This window comes from Paraburkholderia sp. BR10954 (assembly GCF_040965775.1).
Taxonomy (GTDB): domain Bacteria; phylum Pseudomonadota; class Gammaproteobacteria; order Burkholderiales; family Burkholderiaceae; genus Paraburkholderia; species Paraburkholderia youngii.
On the sequence record NZ_JBFRCK010000008.1, the window covers coordinates 22460 to 44774 of the forward strand.

Here is a 22315-nt window from a genome sequence, read left to right on the forward strand (position 1 = left end):
AGCGCTCAGTCCGCCAGTTGCGGATCGGCGAGCCATTCGCGTCCCTTCAGCATGCCGCGCCAGTAGAGCGGCGGCAGGATTCGCTCTTTCAGCAGCCACGCGAGCCGCGATGGCTTGCTGCCGTCGATGAGCCACGCCGGAAACGTCGGCGCGACCTTGCCGCCATACAGAAACTCGGCGAGCACGATCTTGCCGCGCTCGACAGTGAGCGGGCAGGAGCCGTAGCCGTCGTAGGTCGCGACGCCGCGCGCCGCGCCCAGCGCCGCGAGCACGTTGTGCGCGACGACCGGCGCCTGCTTGCGCGCGGCGGCGGCGGTCTTGGCGTTGGACGTGCTGGTTGCATCGCCGAGGCCGAAGATGTTCTCGTGGCGCTTGTGCCGCAACGTGGCCTGATCGACATCGAGCCAGCCGGCCGCATCGGCGAGTGCGCTGTCGCGGATGAAGTCGGGCGCCTTTTGCGGCGGCACGGCGTGCAGCATGTCGAAGCCGGTCTCGAAGCTTTCCTTGCTGGCGTCGGCAAACGTGTGCGTGAATCTCGCCATCTTCGCGTCGCCATCGACCGCACTCAGCGTGGAGCCGAAGTTCAGCGCGATGCCGTAACGCTCGACGTATTGCATCAACGCAGGCACGTAGTCGGCGACGCCGAACAGCGCCGCGCTGGCGTTGCGGAACTCGACGCCGATATGTTGCAGCCGACCGCTGCGGCGCCAGTGATCGCTCGCGAGATACATCGCTTTTTGCGGCGCGCCGGCGCATTTGATCGGCATCGGCGGCTGCGTGAAAATGGCTCGACCCGTTTCGAGCTGCTGCGTCAGCTTCCACGTGTACGGCGCGAGGTCGTAGCGGTAATTGGACGTGACGCCGTTGCGCCCGAGCGTGTCGACGAGGCCGTCGATCGCGTTCCAGTCGAGTTTGAGGCCGGGGCACACCACTAGCTGGCGGTATTCGACGGCGCGCGAGTCGTCGAGAATCACGAGGTTTTGCGCCGGCTCGAAGCGCGTGACGGCGGCGTTGATCCGCTTCACCTTCATGGGCAGCACGGTCGTCATCGGACGTGCCGTCGTTTCCGGGGCGAACACGCCGGCGCCGACCATCGTCCAGCCGGGCTGGTAATAGTGCGTGTCGGCGGGATCGATGACCGCGATGTCGAGATCGGGACAGCGCGCGAGCAGGCTCGATGCCGTCGCGATACCTGCCGCGCCGGCGCCGACGATCACCACGTCGTGCCGGTGCGTCGGCCGCATCCGTTGCGAGGCGGCGGCGAGCGTGTCTGCCGCTGGATTCGAACGGTCCGTGAGTTTTGTGTTCCGCATGTAGGGTCCTCCTGTTTGTATTACGCCGTCGCGCTTACAGCGCATCGACCGGTACCTTGATGTACGACACGCCATCGCTTTCGGGCGGTGGCAGATGCTTCCGTCGCAATCCTTTGGCGCGCCTGACGGCGTGGCCGCAGTGGTACCCGACGTGAGCACGTTGGTGTCGTATCTGGAGCACGATCCTCAACCAGCGATCGTGCTCGATCCGCACTATCAGATTCTGGCCGCGAACCGCGCGTATCAGCGCCAGTTCGGCGTCGAAGGCCAGGCGCACATCGGGCGCCGCTGCTATCAGGTTTCCCATCACTACGACGTGCCGTGCGATCAGGCGGGCGAGCACTGCCCGATGAAACGCGCGACGGAAAATCGCAGTGCGGATCGCGTGCTGCATATCCATCACACGCCGAGAGGCCCGGAGCACGTGGACGTCGAATTGCGGCCGATCTTCGACCGGCAAGCACGCATCGTCGCCTATGTCGAACGTCTCGCCACGGTCAGGAGCGCGTCCGCGCGGCCAAGCTCCGAAGGTCTGGTCGGGCGCGCGCCCGCGTTCAACGAGGCGATTTCCGCTTTGCAGCGCGTCGCGCCTTCGATGCTGCCCGTGCTGCTGCTCGGCGAATCGGGCACCGGCAAGGAGCTGTTCGCGCATGCGCTGCACGAAGCGAGCAGCCGCGGCCAGGGGCCGTTCGTCGTGGTGGATTGCTCGGGCATTACCGAGACGCTGTTCGAAAGCGAGTTGTTCGGCTTCGAGAAAGGTGCGTTCACCGGCGCGACGAGCCGTAAGCAGGGCCTCGTCGAAACCGCGCAGGGCGGCACGCTGTTTCTCGATGAAATTGGCGACGTGCCGCTTTCCATTCAGGTGAAGCTGCTGCGGCTGATCGAAACGGGCACCTTCAGGCGCGTGGGCAGCACCGATATGCTGCGTGCCGACTTCCGGCTCGTCGCGGCCACGCACAAGCCGCTAGAGCGGATGGTCGCGGACGGGCAATTTCGCGCTGACCTCTATTTCCGCATCAGTGCGTTTCCGATTCATTTGCCCGCGGTGCGCGAGCGTGTCGACGACATCGCGCTGCTCGCGGATTCGATCCTGACGCGCATTGCGTCGACGCGAACGGGGGCGTCGCATAAGGCGTCGATTTCGGCCGAGGCGTTGGCAATGTTGCGCGCCTATGCGTGGCCCGGCAACATCCGCGAATTGCGCAACGTGCTCGAGCGCGCCAATCTGCTCGCCGACGGCGGCGTGATCCGCCCGGAACACTTGCCCGAGGCGGTCCGCGAAAAGGCTTTCGGCGCGGCCAAGGAATCGCTGGTCGCGGGTCTGGGCTTGCCGCGCAAGCATCACCGATGCGGAACTCGCGAGCGCAGCGGCGCAATTCCGCGGGAAGCGCAGTGAGCTTGCCGCGCAGCTGGGTTTGAGCGAGCGCACGCTTTATCGCCGGCTTAAAGCGATCGCGGGTGGTGAGGGAGCCTAACGTTTTTGGGCGTCGTGGCGAAACGTATGCGTATTCGCCTTCACGCAGGTGGTTCTCACCGACTGCCCGCACGCGTGCGCATCCGATTCAGCGTCGCAATAGTTCTGAAAACCGGACCCATTGGCTGCGAGGCGTGCCGGCCAGCCGGGAAAGCAAGGGAGCCTCGGGTACCAGGCACACGACCGGAAAGCAGCGTGCCCCGGTCGAAGTGAGCCAGAGCATGCGGTCGATGCCATCGGCCACACACACATACGGCTGGGTCGTCGTTTGAACAAAGGACGATGCGTTGGTCGATCGAGCAATCGATTGCGGGCGCACCCGGCATCGAACTTCAGCCAGCGGTACAGGGGCGATCCTGCCCAGCATGAAAGCTTCGTCGGCGAACGCAAGCTTTCTTCTCAGCGGGGTCGATGGTGCACGAGACGAGCAGACGAGTTCGTTTTCAGTTGTGGTCCAGTTCCGCCATAGCCCCAGCAAAGCATCGCGCCGGACTTCAACGATTGCGCGCTCTTCGTTCTTGTCTTGATCCGAGTCCACGCTCATGATGATGTGACCGCGATCGGTAGCAACCTTAAACAGAGCCGCTTTGCTAGCAACTGTGGATTCAGATGGTCCAATGTAAGTTTGCACGGTAATCCCGATCTGCAGAAAACTATTCGAGCGGCCCGCGGCCGGCTCAGCGTCCAGCCAAACTGCTCCACTGTTTCGAGAATGCTCCATTCAGTGCAAGGCCCGCTCTGGCATTCGCGGGTCGGAGGCTGCGGGTGCATCGTCATTTGAATACATGCGTCGGCCCGGCGCTAGAAGAATTGCGACGTTTCGCTGGAACAGTACGCTCGCTATTACGTGCGGTACTGACCAGCGTCTACACCGCTAGTCACCCGCCAGATAGAACGTGCCGGTATCTGGAGATGATCAGATCCGTGGCGCAGGGCCGCATCGCCTTGCGAACCCGAAATCTTGCGTTTTCACGGATGCACCATCGAATACGTGGCTGAGACGATGTCCCAGGCAACGGATTCGAGCGCCCTGTCGTGCGCGCTCACGAAGGCGTCGTACCTCCTACCTCGAGCATTTCCAGATACGACAGAGCGTCCGCTTACTCTATCGCCCAGCTTCGGCGCACGCACAGACCAGAGCACGGCCAGCTTCACCGTCCCGTCCGCCGACAAATCGAAGGTCTGCACGTCAACCGAAACTCGGTACGCCGTATCGTCGGCATGTTGCGGGTACGTGGATACGATCGCACCCGGGATGATCTGCTCGAGATCCGCGGCCAATACGCGCGGAATCTGGTTCTTGAGAGGTTCCGCCCAGCGAGCGAACTCATCGATCGACACCCGGTTCGACTCCAGCCGCACGACCATCTGCGGTCGATCGACGAGTTCGGGAAGCGTAATCGGATCGAACGCGATCGCAACGCGTTCGACCGCCGGTGAGGTGCGGGTAATCCGGACAGGGCTCAATGTGTAAAACTTCGACGCGGGCGGGGCAGTGCACGCCACCAGACAGCCGGTTACGATGATCGACAAGGATAGCGATATCAGTCTTTTCATGGCGCATCCTCCCGCTTGCCACGGATCAGCGATTCCGGATGACGTTCGAGGAATTCCGCGAGCGAGCGGACCGACGCCGCAGCGCGCGATAATTCACGCATTGTTTCGGCGGTCTGCTGCTGTAACGGCGAGTCGCTTTGCAGCGTACGGTTCGCGGAGGTCAGCGCCTCACGAGCCGCGCTCAGCGTCTCTTTTGCCCCAGGCGCAATATCGGTATTGATGGTTTTCAGCAATGTGTCCGCATCGCTGAGCGTCTTGTGCAGGTCCGCGCTGATTCCGTCAAACGGAATCCTGTTTAGCTTCGCGACGAGCGTCGTGATCGACTCCTGTAAGCCCTGGAGGTTGCCGGGCACGGTTGGCAATTGCGGCGCCTTTTCATTCCAGTCGACGGCCGCTTTGGGCGCAGCCGGGAAGAAATCGATCGACACATAAAGTTGTCCGGTGAGCAGACTCGCTGTTCTCAGTTGCGCGCGCAATCCCTTCGACACGAGGTAGCCCGCAAACGCTTTTCGCGCCGACGGCGTACTGCCGGCGTCTCTTTGCCAGTCTTCTCGCGAGACCAGTCGTTCGGGAAAGATGCTGACTTCGACGGGAATGCTGAATTCCTTCCTGGCCGGATCGAAGTGCACGCGGATCGCCGACACCTCGCCGATGACGATTCCCCGGAAATCGACCGGCGCACCCACGGTCAAGCCGCGCACGGACTCGTTGAAAGTCAGCACGTATTTGTCGACGATGGCGTCATGCCGCTTCATGGCCTCGCTGCGGCTGGCAAAAAGCTCGTAGGCATGTTGGGCCTGCGCTTCAACCTTGTCGGACGAATCGGGCGGGGTTTCGAAGGCGAGGCCGCCAATCAGGATCGATACCAGCGATTCAGTGTTGACTTTGACGCCGGTCGTGTCCAGCGTTACATCGACGCCGCTCGCCTGCCAGAAACGTGTGTCATTGGTCACGTACCGGTCGTAAGGGGCATTGATGAAAACGTGGATGGTCATGCCGGCCCCGTCGGCGTCGAGCGCGTAGGAGACGATCCGGCCGACCTGGAGCCGCCGAAAGAAAACCGGCGAGCCGACCGATGGTGCCGCTCTTCAGTACGAACTCGCGTCCGGGTGTCCCGGATGCGAGGACCGGGGGCGACTCGAGACCGGCGAAAGCGCGGCGCGCCGTGTGCGAAGTACCGATGTCCATACCGATGTGAGCGCCGGATATCAAGGTGGTGATCCCCGATACCGTGCCGCCCGATATGCGCGGTCGAACCACCCAGAAGCGGGTGTCGTCAACGAGCATGCTAGCGGAATTGGGAGACATCTCCGCGTGGGCTATCACGGTCTTGTGATCGTCGGAGAGTTCGAGGCTTTTGATCACGCCGATATCGACGTTCTTGAACTTGATCTTTGTCTTGCCGGCCTCGATTCCGTCACCCGTGGCGAAACCGATCGTGATGCTCGGGCCTCTTTGCATGATGGACTGCACCGCCAGCCCGCCGGCGATCAGGAGCGCGACAAGCGGGACCAGCCAGACGACCTGCAGGCGCCAACGCGGCGGTTGCGCAACGGCTGCGACGGGTACGTTCAATAAGATGCGCTCGCCGCTCCTTCCAGACGGGTTATTCACTTCCGGGCTCCACGGCGTCCCAGATGAGTCGCGGGTCGAACGACAATGCGGCGAACATCGTCAGCACGACTACCGCCCCGAACGCGATCGCTCCGGGTCCCGCATCGATCGTCGCAATTTCACCGAATTGCACGAAAGCCACCAGAATCGAGATCACGTAGATGTCGAGCATTGACCAGCGGCCGACGAACTCGATCAGCCGATAGATCCGCGTTCGCCTGCCCGGAACGAGCGGAGATCTCGTCTGGGTGGTCCAGGCGAGAAAAACCAACGAGAGGATTTTGAGCACGGGCACCAGGATACTTGCGATGAAAACGATCACGGCGAGCAGCCGCGATCCGGAGCTCCACAGAAAGACAACGCCGCTGAGGATCGTGTCCGATTGAGCGCCAAACAAGGTACTTGTCATCATGACCGGGAGCAGAACGGCCGGTATGTAGAGAACCATCGCGGCCAACAGGAATGCCCACGTGCGTGCGAGACTGTCGGGCTTGCGCAGATGCAGTACCGAGCCGCAACGCGGGCAGGTTCCGGGGTGGTCAGGCGCGAGCGGCTTTGAGAGCAGGCCGCAAAGTTGACAGGAGGCCAGACCAACCCGTGCCGCCGTGGTCCCGGTGCAAGTGCTCCACCCACCGGGTGAAATGCCGACATGCGCCGGGGAAGACTCGATACGCGTCCAGATCTCAGGGCTGGAGAAAGCAGCGGTTGCGGCGGCCAGCAACACCATCAGCGCGACGAATGCAGCGATTCCGACTCCCGGGACGACGTCTGCGATGTGCTGGAGTTTGACGAGCGCAACGAGCATGGCAAGCACAAGCACCTCGATCATTGCCCACGGGGCGACGTGTCGCAGCACCCGCAGCGCCTGTTCCGGCCGTTGCGGAGTTCGGCCGAGATGCAACGGGAGAAGCAGATAGATCATTGCGGCAATGTTGAGTGCTGGCATCAACAGCGTCGTCACGATAACCAGGCCTGCGATGGGCCACATGCCCTCTGCGTAGAGCGACGAAGCGGCTCCGAGAAGTGTGGTTTCAACGAGCGTCTCGTGAAGCCGGAACCCGAATATCGGAAAGCAGTTGGCGATCGCAAACAGGACGGCGGCAGCGAGCGTGAACGCCAGCGCGCGACCGGATGTGGCAGGCGAGCTTTTGTAGAGAACCGCGCCACAACGTGCACAACGCGCCGCACCGCCATCCGGGAGTCGCGTGACCGCTTGAAGAAAGTCGCATTCGTGACAGGCAATCAACATGGTTTTATCCGTTCTCCGTGTCCGGTTGCCGGCGTATGAGCCTGTAGGCCGTGCCTAAAAGACAAGGCGTCTGGGTCGTGGGTAAGCAGACCGGGTATTACGGGAAAGCGGCAGTCGCTCGTGGGCAAGGTCGGCACTCCGCGGACTCACCGTAGCGGGGAATGAATGTTTGCATGAAACCCGAGAACCCACGTGATATAGACGAGTGCAGCGAAAACGCCTGCCAACGTACCAAGCACGTCCCTCGCGAGCGCACCGCGCGTGAAATGGACTGGAATGCCAACCAGCAGGTACGCCACGGAGAAGACGATGGCGACCATCAAAGGCGGGCACGCGAATGCAGCATCGACATCGGTAAGTGCAGACATGATGGGATCTCGCGGGAGTCGTAAATTCAGTGAAGTTGATCCAGAAGCGCATCGGCGCCCTTGTCAAGGCCCGTCCTCGCGGCGCTCAGAGAACCGAAAGCAGCCGGGAGATTCATTGCATTCGGGTACTGCTTCGAGACGTAGGCTTTCAGCAGTTTCCCGCTGCTGCCGTCATAGATTTCCACAGCGTAGGAAACCGACCCGCTGAATGCGCCCTGTCCCCCACGGACCGCCTGAACACCGTTATAGAGATTGCCGGCAATGTCGAAATGCATGACCTGACCGACGATCGCTGTCGTTTTTTCCGCACCGGTCAGCGTGAGCTTGATCCGCAGCGTGTTCGGGCCGGCCTGCTTCGCAATGTCGAACCGTTTCGCCAGTTTCTTCGCGAAAGTCTCCGCCATGTAATTGGCCAACTCGGTCCGGTCTTCGTTCTTCATGTCGCCGAACTGGTTGTCGGTGCCCTGATATACGGCGACGGGTTCCAGCATGACTTGGGTGTACCGCGACCAGTTTGCCGGCGCCGCGTATCTGTAGGGCACCTTGCTCGAATCGCCATCGCGGTTTTGCTTCAATTGCGAAGACGATGAAATGGCCGTGTATGCGACAGGCTGCACACCAACGCACGCCGCGAGAGATAACGCGGCCGTGACGGAAATAAGAAGCGGGACGAGCTGGTGCGTGAACATGTTGTGTTCCTTGAAGAGGTGGTCTGGCTGAGCGGCGGGGCCTTGAATGAGCGAGAACCGATGGGACCGAACAGTAGCATCGTCCAAATTGAATGTAAACCGTCTACCCGGTTTGTTTTTATGCCGCCCGCGGCGGTACAATTCCCCGAAATACGGCGACTGCCCCCTTGCGGTAACGGGTTGGGGGTCGTGTGCCGACACGCATTCGCCACGCCGGGTGCTCACCCAATACCATCGCGACGCGACTGCAATCGGGCCAGCAACGCCTCGGTTGCGACGTCATCAATATCGACAATGGACAACCAGACCCGCTCGGAGATATCCCGCAAGAAAGCAATTGATGCCGCTCTCGTCATCCTGACCCGGGAAGGAGTGGGCGGACTGACGTTCGATTCCTTGTCGCGCGAAAGCGGCATCAGCAAGGGCGGACTGCTGCATCAATTCCGCACCAGGCAAGGCGTGCTTGGTGCGTTACTCGAGTATCAGCGGCAACAGTTCGAGCAGATTGCTCGTGACTATGTGGCAAAGGAGGGCGCGTCGAAAGCCGAACCTACCCTTGCGGCCCAGATCGCCATTTACCGGGAATCGGTCAATCAGCCGCACTCTGTCGCACGGGCCGTGCTTGCGGCGATTATCGAGAGCCCGAACCTGCTGGACGGAATGAAGACGTCGGACGAAGCGAAAATGAAGGCGTTGCACGACGAGGCGGCAGACGCGGATTTGTCGTTGCTGCGCTACTTTGCCGCCAGTGGCCTCGCGTTTCACTCGCTGCTGGGCATGTCGCCGCTGGATGATACGGTCCGTAATCGTCTATTCGATCGGCTTCTTGACGAAGAAAAATGGCACGGTCCGCGCGCGCAAGGAAAAGGTCGCAAACGATCTGCCGGATGAACTGGCGGTCGGACCCGCTCATGCGATCAAAGGGGGTTTCTCCTGGCGCTTGTGAGGCAAGGCTTGCCGGCAGATCCGTCGAACTCTTCGAACCTCGCCGCTCGCCTCTCAATGCACGATGCCGAAGAACAGAATTGCACCTTCGGCTGGCGTCAGGCCCGCCTTGAAGTAGCCTTCGAGCCGGTCGGATGTCGCCTCATCGAGTGTGAAGGGCGGGTGGATGTAGCCCACGGCGAATACATAGTCGTACCAGTCGCTGAGCCACGCGCGCAGTTGGATCACGTCCTGCGGGCCGATGAGTTTTTCGACCTGAGAACGCAGCGATATGTTGCCCGCCATGATTTCCCTCCTCGATGCACGATGCGTCGATGCTATGGCGAATCGGCGAGTGCGTCCAATCGGCACCGGCGGAATGTCGTCTCAGGAAGGGCTGGTTTTAGCCGTCAGGATTTGCTCCATCGGAATCGGCATGGCCTAAGGATTTCCTGACACGCGAATCAGGATGTGTCACCCTGGTTTTCCAGCTTGCACTGAATGCGACACGACTTCTGCTCATAGATGATGAGGTATCGAAATGCAATGTCGAAGTGATGGATCATGATGGGCTATCTGTCGGAGCGGGAGAACGTCGTCGAACAGATCGACTCGATATGTCTACGACTGTTCGACGCGTGGTGCGAGGCGCGCAGCGTGAAATCGCTCGCATATTTGATGCACTGCTGGCCGCTGATCGACAGCACGCCCAACGCGCTCAAACGGCTGGGTGAAACGATGCGCGAATTGCGTCGCAATCACGCGGAGCAGATCAACGAGTATGACTTTCGCGCGCTGTGCGAAGTAGCCGACCTGATCGACGAACTGACCGAGCCTCGCGCAGTCCGGCTGCTGGCCGTGGTGGGCGAGGCGGCGCAATAGCGAGCCGCAACGCAGCAAAAAACGCAGAAGAGCGGAGCAAAGCGTGCGAGCGGCGAGAGGCGAGCAGCGTGCGGCGGCAGTGAGGCCGCGGCGCGGCTGTGTCATCGGACGTTTCAAAACCTTTGAGCGCGCGATAGACCAGGCTCTGACATCGAGTGCAGAATAGGACAGCCTGCAACTCGTTGAGCGGTCTCTGAAAGGGAACACCGCATCATGAGCCATTTCGCCACCCCGGTCGCGCAGACCGGCACTATTCTGATAGTCGACGATACGCCGGGCAATCTCGGCGTAGTTGTCGACAGTCTCGAAGCGCGAGGCATACGCGTGCTGGTGGCGCTCGACGGTATCGAAGCGTTGGAGCGCGCGGTCTTCTCGCAGCCCGATGTGATCCTGCTCGACGTGAAGATGCCGGGCATCGACGGCTTCGAGACCTGTCGACGCCTCAAGCTCGATGAGCGCACGCGCGATATTCCCGTCCTGTTCATGACCTCGCTGACGGGCAACGAGGACCGCGTCGAAGGTTTTCTTGCAGGTGGCGTCGACTATGTGACCAAGCCGTTGCGCGTCGACGAGATGGTCGCGCGCGTCGGCGTGCATCTCGAGCTGCGGGTGATGCACAAGCAGGTTCTCGCGCAAAACCGGCAACTGCTGGCGGAAGTGGCCATGCGCAAGGAAACGGAGGCTGCGTTATCGCAAGCGCGCGACGATCTCGAGCGGCGTGTCGCGTTGCGTACGGAAGAACTGGCGCGCGCGAACGCGTGCTTGCAGGCAAGCGAGGCCCGCTTTCGCGCGATCGTCGAAACGAGCCCGGTGCCGCTGTGCATCACGTCGATGCCTGACGGGCGCATCCTGTACACGAATCAGCCGCTGCGCGAACTGTTCGGCATGGACGAACGCTTGTCCGCCAATATCGCGGATTTCTACGCCGACCGCGGGGAGCGCGAGCGTCTGATCGAGCATCTGCGCATGGAGGGCAGCTTGCGCGATAGGGAGATACAGTTCCGGCGTGCGGACGGTACACGGTTCTGGGCGATGGCGACGGCGCGCGTCGCGACTTATGACGATGCTCCCGCGATCTATGTCGGCCTGAACGACATTACGGGTCGCAAGCAGATGGAACAGGAACTCGTCGAATCACGCGAGCAGCAGCGCGAACTGTCCGCGTATATGGAGGCGATCCGCGAGGAAGAGAGAAAGCGCATTGCGATGGAGATTCACGACGAACTGGGCCAATTGCTGACTGCGCTCAAGATGGACGTGTCGTTGCTCAAGATGCGCATAGCGCACGACGCGGAAGCGTCGAAGAAAGCCGATGATATGCGTCAACTGGTCGAAGGCACGATCTCGATGGTGCGCAATGTCGCGAGCCATTTGCGGCCTGCCGCGCTCAACTTCGGAATCGTGTCTGCGCTCGAATGGCTTGTCGAGGAGTTCAACCGCCGCCATGCGATTGCGTGTGAATTGCGCATCGAAGGCGGCGACCCCGCGTTGTCCGACGCCCATGCGACGGCCCTGTTTCGCATCGCACAGGCGTCGCTGACGAACGTCGCGCGGCACGCCGACGCCACACATGTCGAGGTGACGCTTATTTCGACAGCGGCGAAGCTCCTGCTGCAGGTGCGTGACGACGGCCGAGGCTTCGATCAGCAAGTCGTGAGGCGCGACTATTCATATGGCCTGCTCGGCATGAACGAGCGCGCGCGGCTGATCGGCGGATCGCTTTCAATCGACAGCGCGCCCGGCGCGGGCACCATGGTTTCGATTCACATTCCGCTCGATGCTGTTGGAAGGTAAGGCCCAGCGATTCACGTTCCCGCGGCGCAAATCATCGGATTTGTCTTCCTTCCAGATATTGCTCGACGAAATTGAGAATCGACTTGGACCGGTAAGCCTTCGCCAACCTGCTGAGGTGGTCTGCGAAGGGTCGATAGCGCTCGTCGAGCTCGGTCAAGTGTTGCGCGTGTTGCGCAATGGCACGCATATCGCCGAGTCGCGCGAGGTAATGCAGCGCTTGAATTTCCTCCGGCGGGGGCGCCTTCAAGTCGTCCGGAAGAGGCGCGACGGCGGGTACAGCAGATGGTCCCGCTTCAGTGACTTGCGCCTCTGAAGCTGCATCGATCCACTCGACATTCAGGAGCGCCGCGACGACGGACAAAAGCTGGCCGAAGTCGATCGGTTTGGCCAGAAAGGCATTTGCGCCTGCCTCCAGACTTTGCGCCGCATCGGTTCTCGACGCGCGTGCGGAGACTGCGACGATCGGGAGCTCCCGGAACTCGGCCATCTGGCGCAAGCGACGCGTGGCTTCGAGGCCGTCCGTCCCGGGCATGACCACGTCCATCAGGACGAGCGCAGGATGCAGGGATTCGATTTTCTCCATTGCTTCAGATCCATTACCCGCCTGCGCCATATCGAATCCGAGCGGACCGAGCATATCGACCATCACGGCACGGTTCTCCGCCACGTCATCCACAACGAGGATAGTCTTGCGCGGCCCTCTGTAGCCGCTCACGATTCGTTCGGGCGTGGCGACAGCCGCGCAAGGCGCTACCACCTCGACGTCCAGCTCGATCGAAAAGGCGCTGCCTATATCGCGGCGACTTTCGACACGGATCTCGCCTCCCATCAGGCGCACGAGTTGCCGGCTAATGGCTAGCCCGAGGCCCGTACCGCCAAAGCGATGATGGTCCTCGCTGACCTGCTCGAAAGGACTGAAGATTTCCTCCAGACGCCCTTGATCTATGCCGATGCCGGTGTCGCGGACTTCAAAACATAGTCGCGTCGGCGGTGTGAAAGCGACGCGCAGACGCACGCTTCCCTGCTCGGTAAATCTGATCGCGTTCGACAGCAGGTTGAGCAGCGCCTGGCGTAACCGTATTTCGTCCACCCGCACACACGCGGGCAGATCCGGCGGCATCTCACAAACGAAGGCCAGGCCTTTTTCCGTGGCCTTCACCCGTATCGTCTCGGCGATAAAAGAGACGAACTGTTCGAGCGGGACGTCGGACAGATTGAGTTCCATTCTCCCGGCCTCGATTTTGGCGATATCCAGGATGTCGTCGATCAGCGTAAGCAGGTGTTCGCCGCTGCGCTGGATCACTGCAAGCCCGTCGAGCTGGTGCTGATCGAGGGTCGTGTCGCGCTTGAGGATTTGCGCGTACCCAAGAATTCCGTTGAGCGGCGTGCGCAGTTCGTGGCTCATGTGTGCCAGAAACTGACTCTTTGCCTGATTGGCCGCATCGGCACGCTCCTTGGCAACGGCTAGTTCCGCTGTCCGCTCGCGAATCATGTCTTCGAGGTGCTCGCGATAGCGCCGCAACTCCGCTTCGGCATGCTTTTGCTCCGTGATATCACGCGAGATACCGAGCAGGAACCGGGGCTCGCCGCGCACATCGACGATCGGGATCTTCATCGTGTGCACGAGGCGAAGTCCATGGCGCGTATGAACCGGCTCGTCCGGTATGTCGATCATTTGCCGCGACTCCAGCACCTCGCGATCCTTCAGCGCGAAGAAATTGGCCTCGTCGACGGGAAACAGGTCATGGACGGAGCGGCCGAGGAGCTCCTCGCGCCGGTAGCCGAGTAGTTGCTCCGTCGCCTTGTTCAAGCGCACGAAATGGAAGGTCTCGGCCTCCTTGACGAAGACCATGTCCGGGATGTTTTCGATGATGCTGTTAAGAAAGTTCTCGCTTTCCCGAAGCGCATCTTCGGCGTGCTGACGTTCGGCGATTTCGGCGGCTTGACCCGCGAGCGCCGTACTGAGTTCCGCCGTGCGCTGGGCGACGCGTGCCTCGAGTCCGGCGTTGAGTTCTTTTAGCGCCTGCTCGGCCTGGCGGCGTTGGCGCCGGTCTTCGAGGAACTGCTCGACAGCACGCGCCATATCGGCAATCTCGTCGCCGCCGTGCACGGGGACGCCGGCTTGCGGGTTCCCGGCATCGCCATGTCGCAGAAAATGGCTGACACGGCGCAGGCGCGCCACCACATGGCGCCCGAGGAATTCGCGGGCGATTAGCCAGGTGAGCAACAGGCTGACAGCGAGCCCGGCTGCCACCCATTTACGAGTGCGATCTGCGCGAGCGGCCAGATCCTGGACTGCTTCACGGTATTCGCTCGTCAAATCATCCGACTGCCGGTGCGCCGCGGCGGCGAGCGCGTCGGCCGCGCCGCGCAGATCCGCGTCGAGGCTGGCCAGCGACACGCCTGCCGGTTGCACCGACGCCGAGGCACCCCCGCGGGCGAGCGCGGTCTCGCGCACCTGCGCCTCGATGTTGACGATGTTGCGAAAGCGTTGGCTCGACCGATAAAGTGTCAGCGGGTCGACGCCCGGGTCTTCGCTCGTGGTCGCCGAGGCCAGCCGGCTGACCAGGCCGTCGAAGGATGCCAACTGTTCGAGCACCTGCCGATGCGTCTCGCGCACGGCTTCAACCGTATCGTCGCTAGACAGCTGCAAGGCGAGGCGTTCGATCGTCAGCGTGTGCTGCACGAGATCCTGCGCATCCACGAGGCGGGCGAGCCGCTCTTCGGCGAGCTGACGGATCGAGTAGGCCGAAGTGGCCAACGAGTAGATCGACGTGGCGCCGATCACGACCACCAGCGCGGCCAGGCACGAGGCGACGAGCGCAAACTGAGCGGTCAGCGATTGTGGGAATGGCAGTTTCACGGGCGTTGCCAGATCCGACGATAAATGTCGCGATAGCCGTTGTCGGGATCGTAGAGCAGGTGATCGCCGCCGTCAGCGGCGATGTTGTCCGCCGTGACGAGATGCACGGGGATCACGTAACCCGTTACGCCTTCTCCGGCGAAAAGCCGGTTCAGTTCGTCCACCATCTGCCAGCCGTGCAGATTCAGGGGTTCGGCGACGGTCCCCGTCTGGAACGTACCCGTGCGGATGCGCAGGAAGGCGGACTCGCTGCCGTCGCCGGCCGACAGCATGATCATTGCGGCGTTTGGTATTCCCGCCTGCGTCAATACCGGCACGGCGTAGTCGAAGTAGATGTCGTTGATCCCCAGCGCACAGGTCCAGCGCGGGCCGTAACGCGCGAGCAGGGCGCGTGTCGCCTCTGGCACCAGCTTCTCGCTGCGTGAGATCGCCATGTCGCGCACTTCAAGCAGGGTACAGCCACTGCACTTGCGAACGAGAGCAGCCATTGCGTCCGCCTTTTCCTGTGCGATCCGGAAACCGGGATCGGTGAAGATGACGACGCCCGCATGTCCGGAAGACTGCACGACGGCCGCGAGCGCGGTCACCCGTGCAACCTCGAGCGGATCCGTCGAGACGTTCATCGCGACGGGCGTGCCTGGCACGGGTCCGGCCCGCGCCGCCACGTGCCAGCCGACGATCGGGATGTTGCCGTCGGCAAACTGCCGCAGTGCGGGGAGCAGCGCATGTGCGTCGCCCCCGGCGAGGATCAGACCGTCGGGGTGGCCTGCCAGCGCATTCGCGAGCATCTTCAGACGGAGCTCGGCCGTACCGCCGGAATCGAAGATCCTCACGCGCCAGCCTATGACCTTGGCCGCCTCCAGCACACCACCGACCACCCCGAGGATGCCGCCGTTGCGCAAATCCTCTGCGACCACGGCGATATGCTTTCCGGATTGCGCGCGCGGGCCATTGCGCGGCCCGCTCCAGGGCGCAGCGGGTCGCGAAGCGGCGTCGACCACTCGCTTCGCCATGGCCAGAAAGTCCGTCGCGGCGACCGGCGCTGAAGTCGAAGGGGCAGGTAATAAATCCTGCGCCGTGGCCGCCGACAGCTCACACGCGCATGCCAATGCCAGAAGGAAGCCTCTCATGCTGTCCCTCCATGGGGCTCCGTCGAGATCGATTGGTGTCGCCCGAGCTGCTCGCGGAGCATTTGCTGGTTAGCATATTACAACCGGATTTCCGCGTGACCTTGCGCCTCGCGCGACGGCTGGCCCGCCTTCAGCAAAATAGCGCGCGCCGGCTCGAGCCATCAAACCTCATGGCGCGTGCCGGGCTGCGCGACCGGCTCGCGCAGCCTGCGCCTTTGAGAAGGCGTCGACAACATCGAATCGATATAGGTGTGCGCCCGATTTTCTCCATACCTGAACGCCTCCCGCTCAGTCAGAAAATCGAACTGTTCCGGAAAGCTGACCACTTCCTGGTGCGGATTGCCGGGCAAGGTCACGGTCCATGACACACGAAAACGGCGATATTTCCCGCCGAGCCAATGCGTCTTCGATAGCGTGACGTTGACCTCGATATTGCAGCCGCGATACGGCGCATATTCCTGAATGGACATCGCTTTTCTCCCGCCACTGAACGGGTCGCGCCGTTCGGCCGCGACAAGCGCGCAGCCCATGGCTGTCTCCGTTATGCGTTTCGTATTGACGATGCACGTTTAGCAACGCGCGTTCCCGGCCAACCGCCGCGGCCGTAATCGCGAGGCGGGCAGCAGCATGCGGAATGCAGCATGCGGAATGCGGAATGCGGAATGCTGGCGGATGGTACGGTCCGTCACGATGGATCACAAAGACCGAACACGAGAACACGCGCATACCGAAGCGCTGTGGTTAGGAGCAGAGATGAGCGCGCAGGTGAATTGGACAAAGCACGCCGTTTGTCACGGCAATATCGTGATCATTGGACTAGGAAGCATCGCGAGTTCGCTGCTACCGATACTTTTCAGGCACATCGATGTTTGCCCGAAACACGTGACCGTGTTTTGCCCGCCCGGCAACGATACGGCGATCGCTCGCGAATTCGGGCTGAGCGTCGTCGAGCAGGCGCTGTCGGAGAACAACTTCGAGGCGCTGCTCGCTGGCTACGTCAAAAGAGGCGACCTCGTGCTGAATCTGTCAGTGAACGTGTCGAGCGAATCGCTCGTGCGTTTCTGCTGGTCTCGTGGCGCGCTGTATCTCGACACATCCATCGAACCATGGGAAGGGGAGTCGACCGATCCCGATCGTTCCGCCTCCAGGCGCAGCAACTATGCGCTTCGCGAAGCTTTGCTGGCCTTTCGCCTCGACAAGCGCGACGGTCCGACCGCCATTCTCACGCAAGGCGCGAACCCCGGACTGGTTTCGGCGTTCGTAAAACAGGCGCTGCTCGATATGGCCTCCAACAGCGGCATCGAGGCAACAGCGCCGCGCAGCTACGAGGACTGGGCCGCGCTCGCACACCGGCTGAACATCAAGGCGATCCACATAGCGGAGCGGGACTTCCAGGTCGCCAAGTGCCGCAAGGCGCGAAACGAGTTCGTCAATACGTGGTCCGTCGACGCTTTCGTGGAAGAGGGCATGCAACCGGCGGAACTTGGATGGGGTACGCATGAACGGCATTGGCCTGTGGACGCGCGTCGGCACGGATTCGGCAGTGATGCGGCGATCTACCTGCAACGCCCGGGACTCGCGACCCGCGTACGCAGTTGGACGCCGCTCGCCGGTAGTTATCATGGGTTCCTCATTACGCACGGAGAGTCGATCTCCATCGCCGACCATCTGACACTTCGCAAGGATGGCGAAGTGATCTACCGTCCGACGGTGCACTATGCTTATCGGCCTTGCGACGATGCGTTTCTTTCGATCGACCAGTTCGCCGGACGAGGCTGGCGCCTGCAGGACCAAAAGCGGATCATGCGCGATGAGATCGTCGATGGCGCCGACGAACTCGGCGTGCTTTTGATGGGAAACGACAGCGGAGTCTACTGGTACGGCTCCCGTCTGACCACGCCGCAAGCCCGTCGACTCGCGCCGCATAACGACGCAACGAGCCTGCAGGTGGTGGCCGGCATCCTGGCCGGCATCGTATGGGCGCTCGAGAATCCGGACGCCGGCGTAGTCGAGCCGGACGACATCGACTATCAAACCGTGATGCGGGTCGCGCGACCCTATCTGGGCGAGATGATTGGCGTCTATGATTCATGGACGCCGCTCGCGCAACGCTCGCTCCTTTACGATTCGCCGTGCGACGACGATCCCTGGCAATTTCTCAACATACGCGTTCCATAGCGGGCAGACCTTCGGAGACCGGCTTATGTCGTCACTGTTGAACAAGGAACAGGGCGTTGTCGAGGACTCGTATTACGAGGCGAGCGTCACCCGTGCGCAGTCTCATCCTCCGTTGCAGGAGAAACTCAACGCGGACGTGTGCGTGATCGGCGCTGGCTATGCGGGGCTTTCGTGCGCGCTGGAGCTAGCCGAGCGTGGCTTCGACGTGGCATTGCTGGAGGCGCAGCGCATCGGCTGGGGGGCGTCCGGGCGTAACGGTGGGCACGCGATTGTCGGCTTCGGCGACGAGGGTGAAGATGCGATCGAGCACCAATGTTCCCGCGAGGTCGCGCGAAGGGCGTGGGATGTGTCGCTGGAGGGTATGCGACTGTTGGAAGATCGGCTTGTGCGCTTCGGCATCGATTGCCATTATCGGCGCGGATATCTGACGCTTGCCGTCAGCGATCGGAAGGCGGAACAACTGATGAACTGGGTGCGGCGCACGCGCGACAGGTACGACTACCCGCTCGAATGGCTGGGCCGCACGGCGCTTGACGCTCATATAGCGTCGCAGCGGTTCGCCGCGGGCGTGTACGACGCCGGGTCTGGCCATCTTCATCCGCTTCTCTATTGCCTTGGTCTGGGCGAGGCGGCGCGTCGCGCGGGCGTCAGGATTTTCGAAAATTCCGCCGTGTCGCGGCTCGATCGGGGCGCTCGGCCTGTGGTGAAGACAGCCGAGGGAGAGGTGTCGTGTGACCGTGTGGTAATGGCTGGAAACGTTTATCTGGGAGAGTTCGGCGATCATCCCGCACCGGAGATCGAAGCCCGCATCATGCCCGTGGGCACCTACATGATCGCGACGGAACCGCTTACCGGTGAGCGGGCCGACGCGCTGATGCCGGGCCGCGCCGCGGCGTCCGACAACAATCTGATACTCGATTACTTCCGGCTCAGTGCGGATGATCGTTTGCTGTTCGGTGCAGGCGAATCGTATGACGCCACCACCCCGCGCGATCTGATCGACCGCATGCGCAGACGCATGATGGGCGTTTTTCCGCAACTCGCCGACGTGAACATTGAATATGCATGGGGCGGCTATGTCGACATCACGATGAACCGCGCGCCGGATCTCGGTCGTATCGGCGACAACCTCTACTATGTGCAAGGCTTCTCCGGACATGGGCTGGTGTTCGCGGGAATGGCCGGCAAGATTCTGGCGGACGCGATCGGCGGCGATGCGTCCCGCTTCGACGTGTTTAGCCGCATCAGGCATCGACGGTTCCCGGGCGGCAAGAGGCTACGCACACAGGCTTTGGTTCTGGGCATGTGGTATTACAAGCTCCGTGAACTCATCTGACCGACGCTTGTGATGGGGCCGGTGCCCGCTGATGTTCGCGGGCAGCCGCCTCCGCTTATGTCCTCATACGTCCATCGGCCCAAGCGGTAAGTCTCCGGTGTCAGGCGCCGACCAGTATGGTCGCCGGTTGTAGTACTTATGCAACTCGGTTCCCCATGCTGGATCTGCCATGGACGGCCAGTGATCCTTGTCGAACCCTGGGTCGTCCTTGATCCGTTGCGCGGTGATGTCGACACGGAAGCATTTTTCCGCCGTGTCGAGAGTGAGTGCATTCCACGGAATCGCGTGCAGCGTGTCGCCCATGCCGAGGAAACCTCCTTCCGACAGGACGGCGTAGGCGACGCGACCACCCCGGACGTCGAGCATGATGTCGGAAATCTTGCCGACATGTTCGCCGTCGGTGGTGATTACCTTGTTGCCGTCCAGTGTGTCGGCGGACATTACATCCGGCCCCGGTCCTTCTCCTACGCCACCGCCAACTATCCGCGCGCCCGCTTCGCCGGTCGTTCGATTTGGATCAAGCCTCGTCATGATGTCCTCCCTCGTTTCTGCTGGTATCAGCCGGGTCGCAACCGCCATGCCCGCCCCGAACGAGCTAGTCGGCAGGTGAGTCGCAGCGGACCGTCGTGGCGTTGGTTCTTTCTACCGTCAGATTGATCGAGCGTTCCGTGGCAGGACGGGTACGGTGGCGCATGCCGGCCGGAATCGTGAGCATTTGGCCTCGCCGCAACTCGACCTGGCCGTCGTCGAAGTCAATGATCAATGTTCCGTCGATCGCGATGAACGTTTCGTCGGAGTCGGGATGGATGTGCCAAAAATATGGCGCATTCATCACGCTAATATGGACGTCGTGATCATTGACGGTCGTCAGGACTTCATTTCGGTAACCGTCGCAAGCGGTATCTATCGTGGTGAGAAATTCGACTGGTTCGATCATCCATCTCTCCCTACTGGATCGGCGGCACGACGCCGAGCTTTTCGGCCAGCATTCTTTCATAAACGCCGAAGTGCAGAGCGACCTCTTCCTGCGTCACCACCGTCACGAAGATATTGATCTGGTCCAGCTGCAAACCCAACACCGTGGCGATCGCCGCTTCCAGCTGCGGCGCGCAAAGCCGATCGTCCGCGAAAGTGGTGCCGACCGAGATTTCGTAAGCCGATTCCTGCCGGAATACCACTTCGACCAGCCGCGCGCGGGCGCTCATATTGTTGTCGATCGCCAATTGGATGACTTCGGCCGCAGAGCGCATCGTCTCGGTTGGAAAACCTTTCGTCGAGCGCAACCGGATTCGGTGGCGCCCAAGGGTGAGCCAGTCATGTTCGAATTCCATGAAGACCTCGCATGGTTCGTCGGAGTGTCGTAAAAATAGTGCTCAGCGAGCCGATTTCAAGAACAAAATTTTGCGCTACCCACCTTGAAATTTTCTCCGTGCATACTATTCTAAATTCCGCTCAGGCAGTCGCGCCCGCCATGCGGCGCGCTGCGTGTTTCGATTTGTTTGCCGCAGCCCGGCAGGCGGACTGGAGCGCGTAGGCCGGTTCGTTTCCGTGCTGCATCCAAGGAGGAAACGATCATGAGTGACCTTTACTTCGGGACCGACCTGTTCAGTGAGTTCGACCGTCTGCAACGGCAGATGGCGAGCCTCTTCGGCGGCTTCCCTTCCAGTATCCGTTCAGGCCGCGCTGGCGCCTTCCCGCAGATCAACATCGGTTCGACCGACGACTCGATCGAGATCGTCGCGTTCGCGCCGGGGGTCGATCCGGCCAAGCTCGACGTATCGCTAGACAAGGGGTTGCTGACCATCAGCGGCGAGCGCGCGAGCTCGCAACCGGAAACCCGCGGCGACGATGTGCGCACCTATGCGCAGGAGCGATTCGTTGGCACGTTCCGGCGCGTGGTCGAGCTCCCGCAAAACGCGGACCCTGGCAAGGTCAGCGCGCGGTACACCAATGGATGCCTGATGGTGAGCATCGGCAAAAGCGAGGCGTCAAAGCCGCGGGCGATCACCGTTCAGTGAGCGGCTGGCAGAACTACGGAGGACATCATGAACGACACGACTGAACTCGCCAGAAAGGACCAAACGGCGGTGGCCCAGCGCGACGGTGATGCGTCGCAACGCCGGATCACGTTGACACCGCCGGTAGACATCTTCGAGGACAGCCACGGCATCACGCTGTGGGCGGATCTTCCGGGCGTGACCAGGGAGCGGCTGGACGTCAAGGTCCACGATGGCAACCTGTACATCGAAGCAGAAGCGGTGGTGCCGACACCGGCGGAACTGCGCCTGCAGCATGCGGAGATCCGGCAGCCTCACTTCGCGCGGGCGTTCTCGATGAGCGCCGACTTCGATGCGTCGAAAATCGAAGCCAATCTGAAGGACGGCGTATTGAAGCTGACGATACCGCGCCGCGACGAAGCGCGACCGCGCCGCATCGAGGTGAGTACCGACTGAACGAACCATCGACATCGGCTAGCACCGACGCCAGAATTACCCGGCAGCGGGTGACGATCTGGCTGGCTGGGCCGTTAGCTCAATTGGCAGAGCAGCGGACTTTTAATCCGTTGGTTACTGGTTCGAATCCGGTACGGCCCATACGAGTTGCAGCCATATGGCGCAGACGACAGGCAATTCTCGCCTGCTTTCGAGTGCGAACTTCGTCGCGATGAAACGTCTTGCGCTCCCGGGCATCGTCCATGCTGAGTGATGTTCACGCGCGGCATCACGCGCCGTGTGACATTGCAAGGAGCAAATCATGACGACCCAGCAACAGCAGCCGAAAACGCCGAAACCTGCTGACGCCGACACGGGCAACGAAGGCACGTTCGAAACGGACATTTCCGAATCCGGCGAGGACGGCACGAGCGTGCGGCAAGCAGAAGTCAAAGAAGAAGACCTGTCCGAAGTGAAGCCATCGCAGGAAAAGGGCGGCCAATGACGATGCG

The 22315-nt window shown here is 61.7% G+C and carries 21 protein-coding genes, 1 tRNA gene and 2 pseudogenes; 10 read left to right on the forward strand and 14 right to left on the reverse strand.

What is annotated here, in order from left to right; all coding sequences use genetic code 11:
- Positions 1-5: 5 nt before the first annotated feature.
- Entirely contained in the window at positions 6-1313 is a 1308-nt protein-coding gene (locus AB4Y34_RS14095) for an FAD/NAD(P)-binding oxidoreductase (RefSeq protein WP_368716354.1), read from the reverse strand.
- Between the two features lie 94 nt (positions 1314-1407).
- Here AB4Y34_RS14095 and AB4Y34_RS14100 point away from each other — a divergent pair.
- Positions 1408-2788, forward strand: a pseudogene (locus tag AB4Y34_RS14100) (sigma-54 interaction domain-containing protein).
- Positions 2789-2875: 87 nt separating this feature from the next.
- Here AB4Y34_RS14100 and AB4Y34_RS14105 read toward each other — a convergent pair.
- The 6 genes and pseudogenes from AB4Y34_RS14105 to AB4Y34_RS14130 form a co-directional block, all read right to left on the reverse strand.
- Positions 2876-3508: a hypothetical protein gene (locus AB4Y34_RS14105; RefSeq protein ID WP_368716355.1), complete on the reverse strand. Its 633-nt coding sequence runs from the start codon at positions 3506-3508 to the stop codon at positions 2876-2878.
- Between the two features lie 248 nt (positions 3509-3756).
- Positions 3757-4344: a membrane integrity-associated transporter subunit PqiC gene (locus tag AB4Y34_RS14110; protein WP_176385282.1), complete on the reverse strand. Its 588-nt coding sequence runs from the start codon at positions 4342-4344 to the stop codon at positions 3757-3759.
- Positions 4341-5925 (reverse strand): annotated as a pseudogene (locus tag AB4Y34_RS14115) (intermembrane transport protein PqiB). Before AB4Y34_RS14115 ends, AB4Y34_RS14110 begins: the two are co-directional and overlap by 4 nt.
- Before the next feature lie 25 nt (positions 5926-5950).
- Positions 5951-7207 carry a paraquat-inducible protein A gene (locus AB4Y34_RS14120; protein WP_368716356.1) on the reverse strand — a complete coding sequence of 419 codons (1257 nt, stop codon included), beginning with the start codon at positions 7205-7207 and terminating at the stop codon, positions 5951-5953.
- Between the two features lie 146 nt (positions 7208-7353).
- Positions 7354-7575, reverse strand: coding sequence for a hypothetical protein (locus AB4Y34_RS14125; protein WP_176110716.1), 222 nt, complete (start codon positions 7573-7575; stop codon positions 7354-7356).
- A 26-nt stretch (positions 7576-7601) separates the two neighbouring features.
- Complete coding sequence (locus AB4Y34_RS14130; protein WP_368716357.1) at positions 7602-8264, reverse strand: DUF3313 domain-containing protein; 663 nt, start codon at positions 8262-8264, stop codon at positions 7602-7604.
- 294 nt (positions 8265-8558) lie between these two features.
- Here AB4Y34_RS14130 and AB4Y34_RS14135 point away from each other — a divergent pair, with 294 nt between their 5' ends.
- Positions 8559-9155 carry a TetR/AcrR family transcriptional regulator gene (locus AB4Y34_RS14135; protein WP_176110718.1) on the forward strand — a complete coding sequence of 199 codons (597 nt, stop codon included), beginning with the start codon at positions 8559-8561 and terminating at the stop codon, positions 9153-9155.
- 108 nt (positions 9156-9263) lie between these two features.
- Here AB4Y34_RS14135 and AB4Y34_RS14140 read toward each other — a convergent pair whose 3' ends face one another.
- Positions 9264-9494 (reverse strand): hypothetical protein, encoded by a 231-nt coding sequence (locus AB4Y34_RS14140; protein ID WP_368716358.1) that lies wholly within the window; start codon positions 9492-9494, stop codon positions 9264-9266.
- Between the two features lie 258 nt (positions 9495-9752).
- Between AB4Y34_RS14140 and AB4Y34_RS14145 the strand changes: the two genes are divergently transcribed.
- Both AB4Y34_RS14145 and AB4Y34_RS14150 read left to right on the forward strand, forming a co-directional pair.
- On the forward strand, positions 9753-10070 hold the full coding sequence (locus AB4Y34_RS14145) for a hypothetical protein (RefSeq protein WP_176385274.1): 318 nt from the start codon (positions 9753-9755) through the stop codon (positions 10068-10070).
- A 213-nt stretch (positions 10071-10283) separates the two neighbouring features.
- Positions 10284-11864 (forward strand): response regulator, encoded by a 1581-nt coding sequence (locus AB4Y34_RS14150; RefSeq protein WP_368716359.1) that lies wholly within the window; start codon positions 10284-10286, stop codon positions 11862-11864.
- A 31-nt stretch (positions 11865-11895) separates the two neighbouring features.
- Here the strand turns inward: AB4Y34_RS14150 and AB4Y34_RS14155 are convergent, their stop codons facing one another.
- The 3 genes from AB4Y34_RS14155 to AB4Y34_RS14165 all read right to left on the reverse strand — a co-directional run bounded on the left by AB4Y34_RS14155 (position 11896) and on the right by AB4Y34_RS14165 (position 16327).
- Positions 11896-14727 carry an ATP-binding protein gene (locus AB4Y34_RS14155; protein ID WP_368716360.1) on the reverse strand — a complete coding sequence of 944 codons (2832 nt, stop codon included), beginning with the start codon at positions 14725-14727 and terminating at the stop codon, positions 11896-11898.
- On the reverse strand, positions 14724-15857 hold the full coding sequence (locus AB4Y34_RS14160; protein WP_368716361.1) for a substrate-binding domain-containing protein: 1134 nt from the start codon (positions 15855-15857) through the stop codon (positions 14724-14726). The genes AB4Y34_RS14155 and AB4Y34_RS14160 overlap by 4 nt, the downstream gene beginning before the upstream one ends.
- A gap of 161 nt (positions 15858-16018) precedes the next feature.
- Positions 16019-16327, reverse strand: coding sequence for a hypothetical protein (locus AB4Y34_RS14165; RefSeq protein ID WP_368597754.1), 309 nt, complete (start codon positions 16325-16327; stop codon positions 16019-16021).
- A gap of 283 nt (positions 16328-16610) precedes the next feature.
- Here AB4Y34_RS14165 and AB4Y34_RS14170 point away from each other — a divergent pair, with 283 nt between their 5' ends.
- Together AB4Y34_RS14170 and AB4Y34_RS14175 are read left to right on the forward strand one after the other, a co-directional pair.
- A complete protein-coding gene (locus AB4Y34_RS14170) occupies positions 16611-18035 on the forward strand; it encodes a homospermidine synthase (RefSeq protein ID WP_368716362.1) in 1425 nt (474 codons plus the stop codon).
- A gap of 25 nt (positions 18036-18060) precedes the next feature.
- On the forward strand, positions 18061-19371 hold the full coding sequence (locus AB4Y34_RS14175; protein WP_176385263.1) for an FAD-binding oxidoreductase: 1311 nt from the start codon (positions 18061-18063) through the stop codon (positions 19369-19371).
- 63 nt (positions 19372-19434) lie between these two features.
- Here the strand turns inward: AB4Y34_RS14175 and AB4Y34_RS14180 are convergent, their stop codons facing one another.
- From AB4Y34_RS14180 to AB4Y34_RS14190, 3 genes are all read right to left on the reverse strand, one after another.
- Entirely contained in the window at positions 19435-19902 is a 468-nt protein-coding gene (locus tag AB4Y34_RS14180; RefSeq protein ID WP_176385261.1) for a PRC-barrel domain-containing protein, read from the reverse strand.
- A gap of 64 nt (positions 19903-19966) precedes the next feature.
- Positions 19967-20308, reverse strand: a complete 342-nt coding sequence (locus tag AB4Y34_RS14185) for a cupin domain-containing protein (RefSeq protein WP_176385259.1) — start codon at positions 20306-20308, stop codon at positions 19967-19969.
- Positions 20309-20318: 10 nt separating this feature from the next.
- Positions 20319-20702, reverse strand: coding sequence for a hypothetical protein (locus tag AB4Y34_RS14190; protein WP_368716363.1), 384 nt, complete (start codon positions 20700-20702; stop codon positions 20319-20321).
- 243 nt (positions 20703-20945) lie between these two features.
- Between AB4Y34_RS14190 and AB4Y34_RS14195 the strand changes: the two genes are divergently transcribed.
- The 4 genes from AB4Y34_RS14195 to AB4Y34_RS14210 all read left to right on the forward strand — a co-directional run bounded on the left by AB4Y34_RS14195 (position 20946) and on the right by AB4Y34_RS14210 (position 22308).
- Positions 20946-21389, forward strand: coding sequence for an Hsp20/alpha crystallin family protein (locus AB4Y34_RS14195; protein ID WP_368716364.1), 444 nt, complete (start codon positions 20946-20948; stop codon positions 21387-21389).
- A 27-nt stretch (positions 21390-21416) separates the two neighbouring features.
- Positions 21417-21824 (forward strand): Hsp20/alpha crystallin family protein, encoded by a 408-nt coding sequence (locus tag AB4Y34_RS14200; RefSeq protein ID WP_176386124.1) that lies wholly within the window; start codon positions 21417-21419, stop codon positions 21822-21824.
- 68 nt (positions 21825-21892) lie between these two features.
- Positions 21893-21965: transfer RNA gene (locus tag AB4Y34_RS14205), tRNA-Lys, on the forward strand.
- 160 nt (positions 21966-22125) lie between these two features.
- A complete protein-coding gene (locus AB4Y34_RS14210; RefSeq protein ID WP_176381805.1) occupies positions 22126-22308 on the forward strand; it encodes a hypothetical protein in 183 nt (60 codons plus the stop codon).
- Positions 22309-22315: the final 7 nt, after the last annotated feature.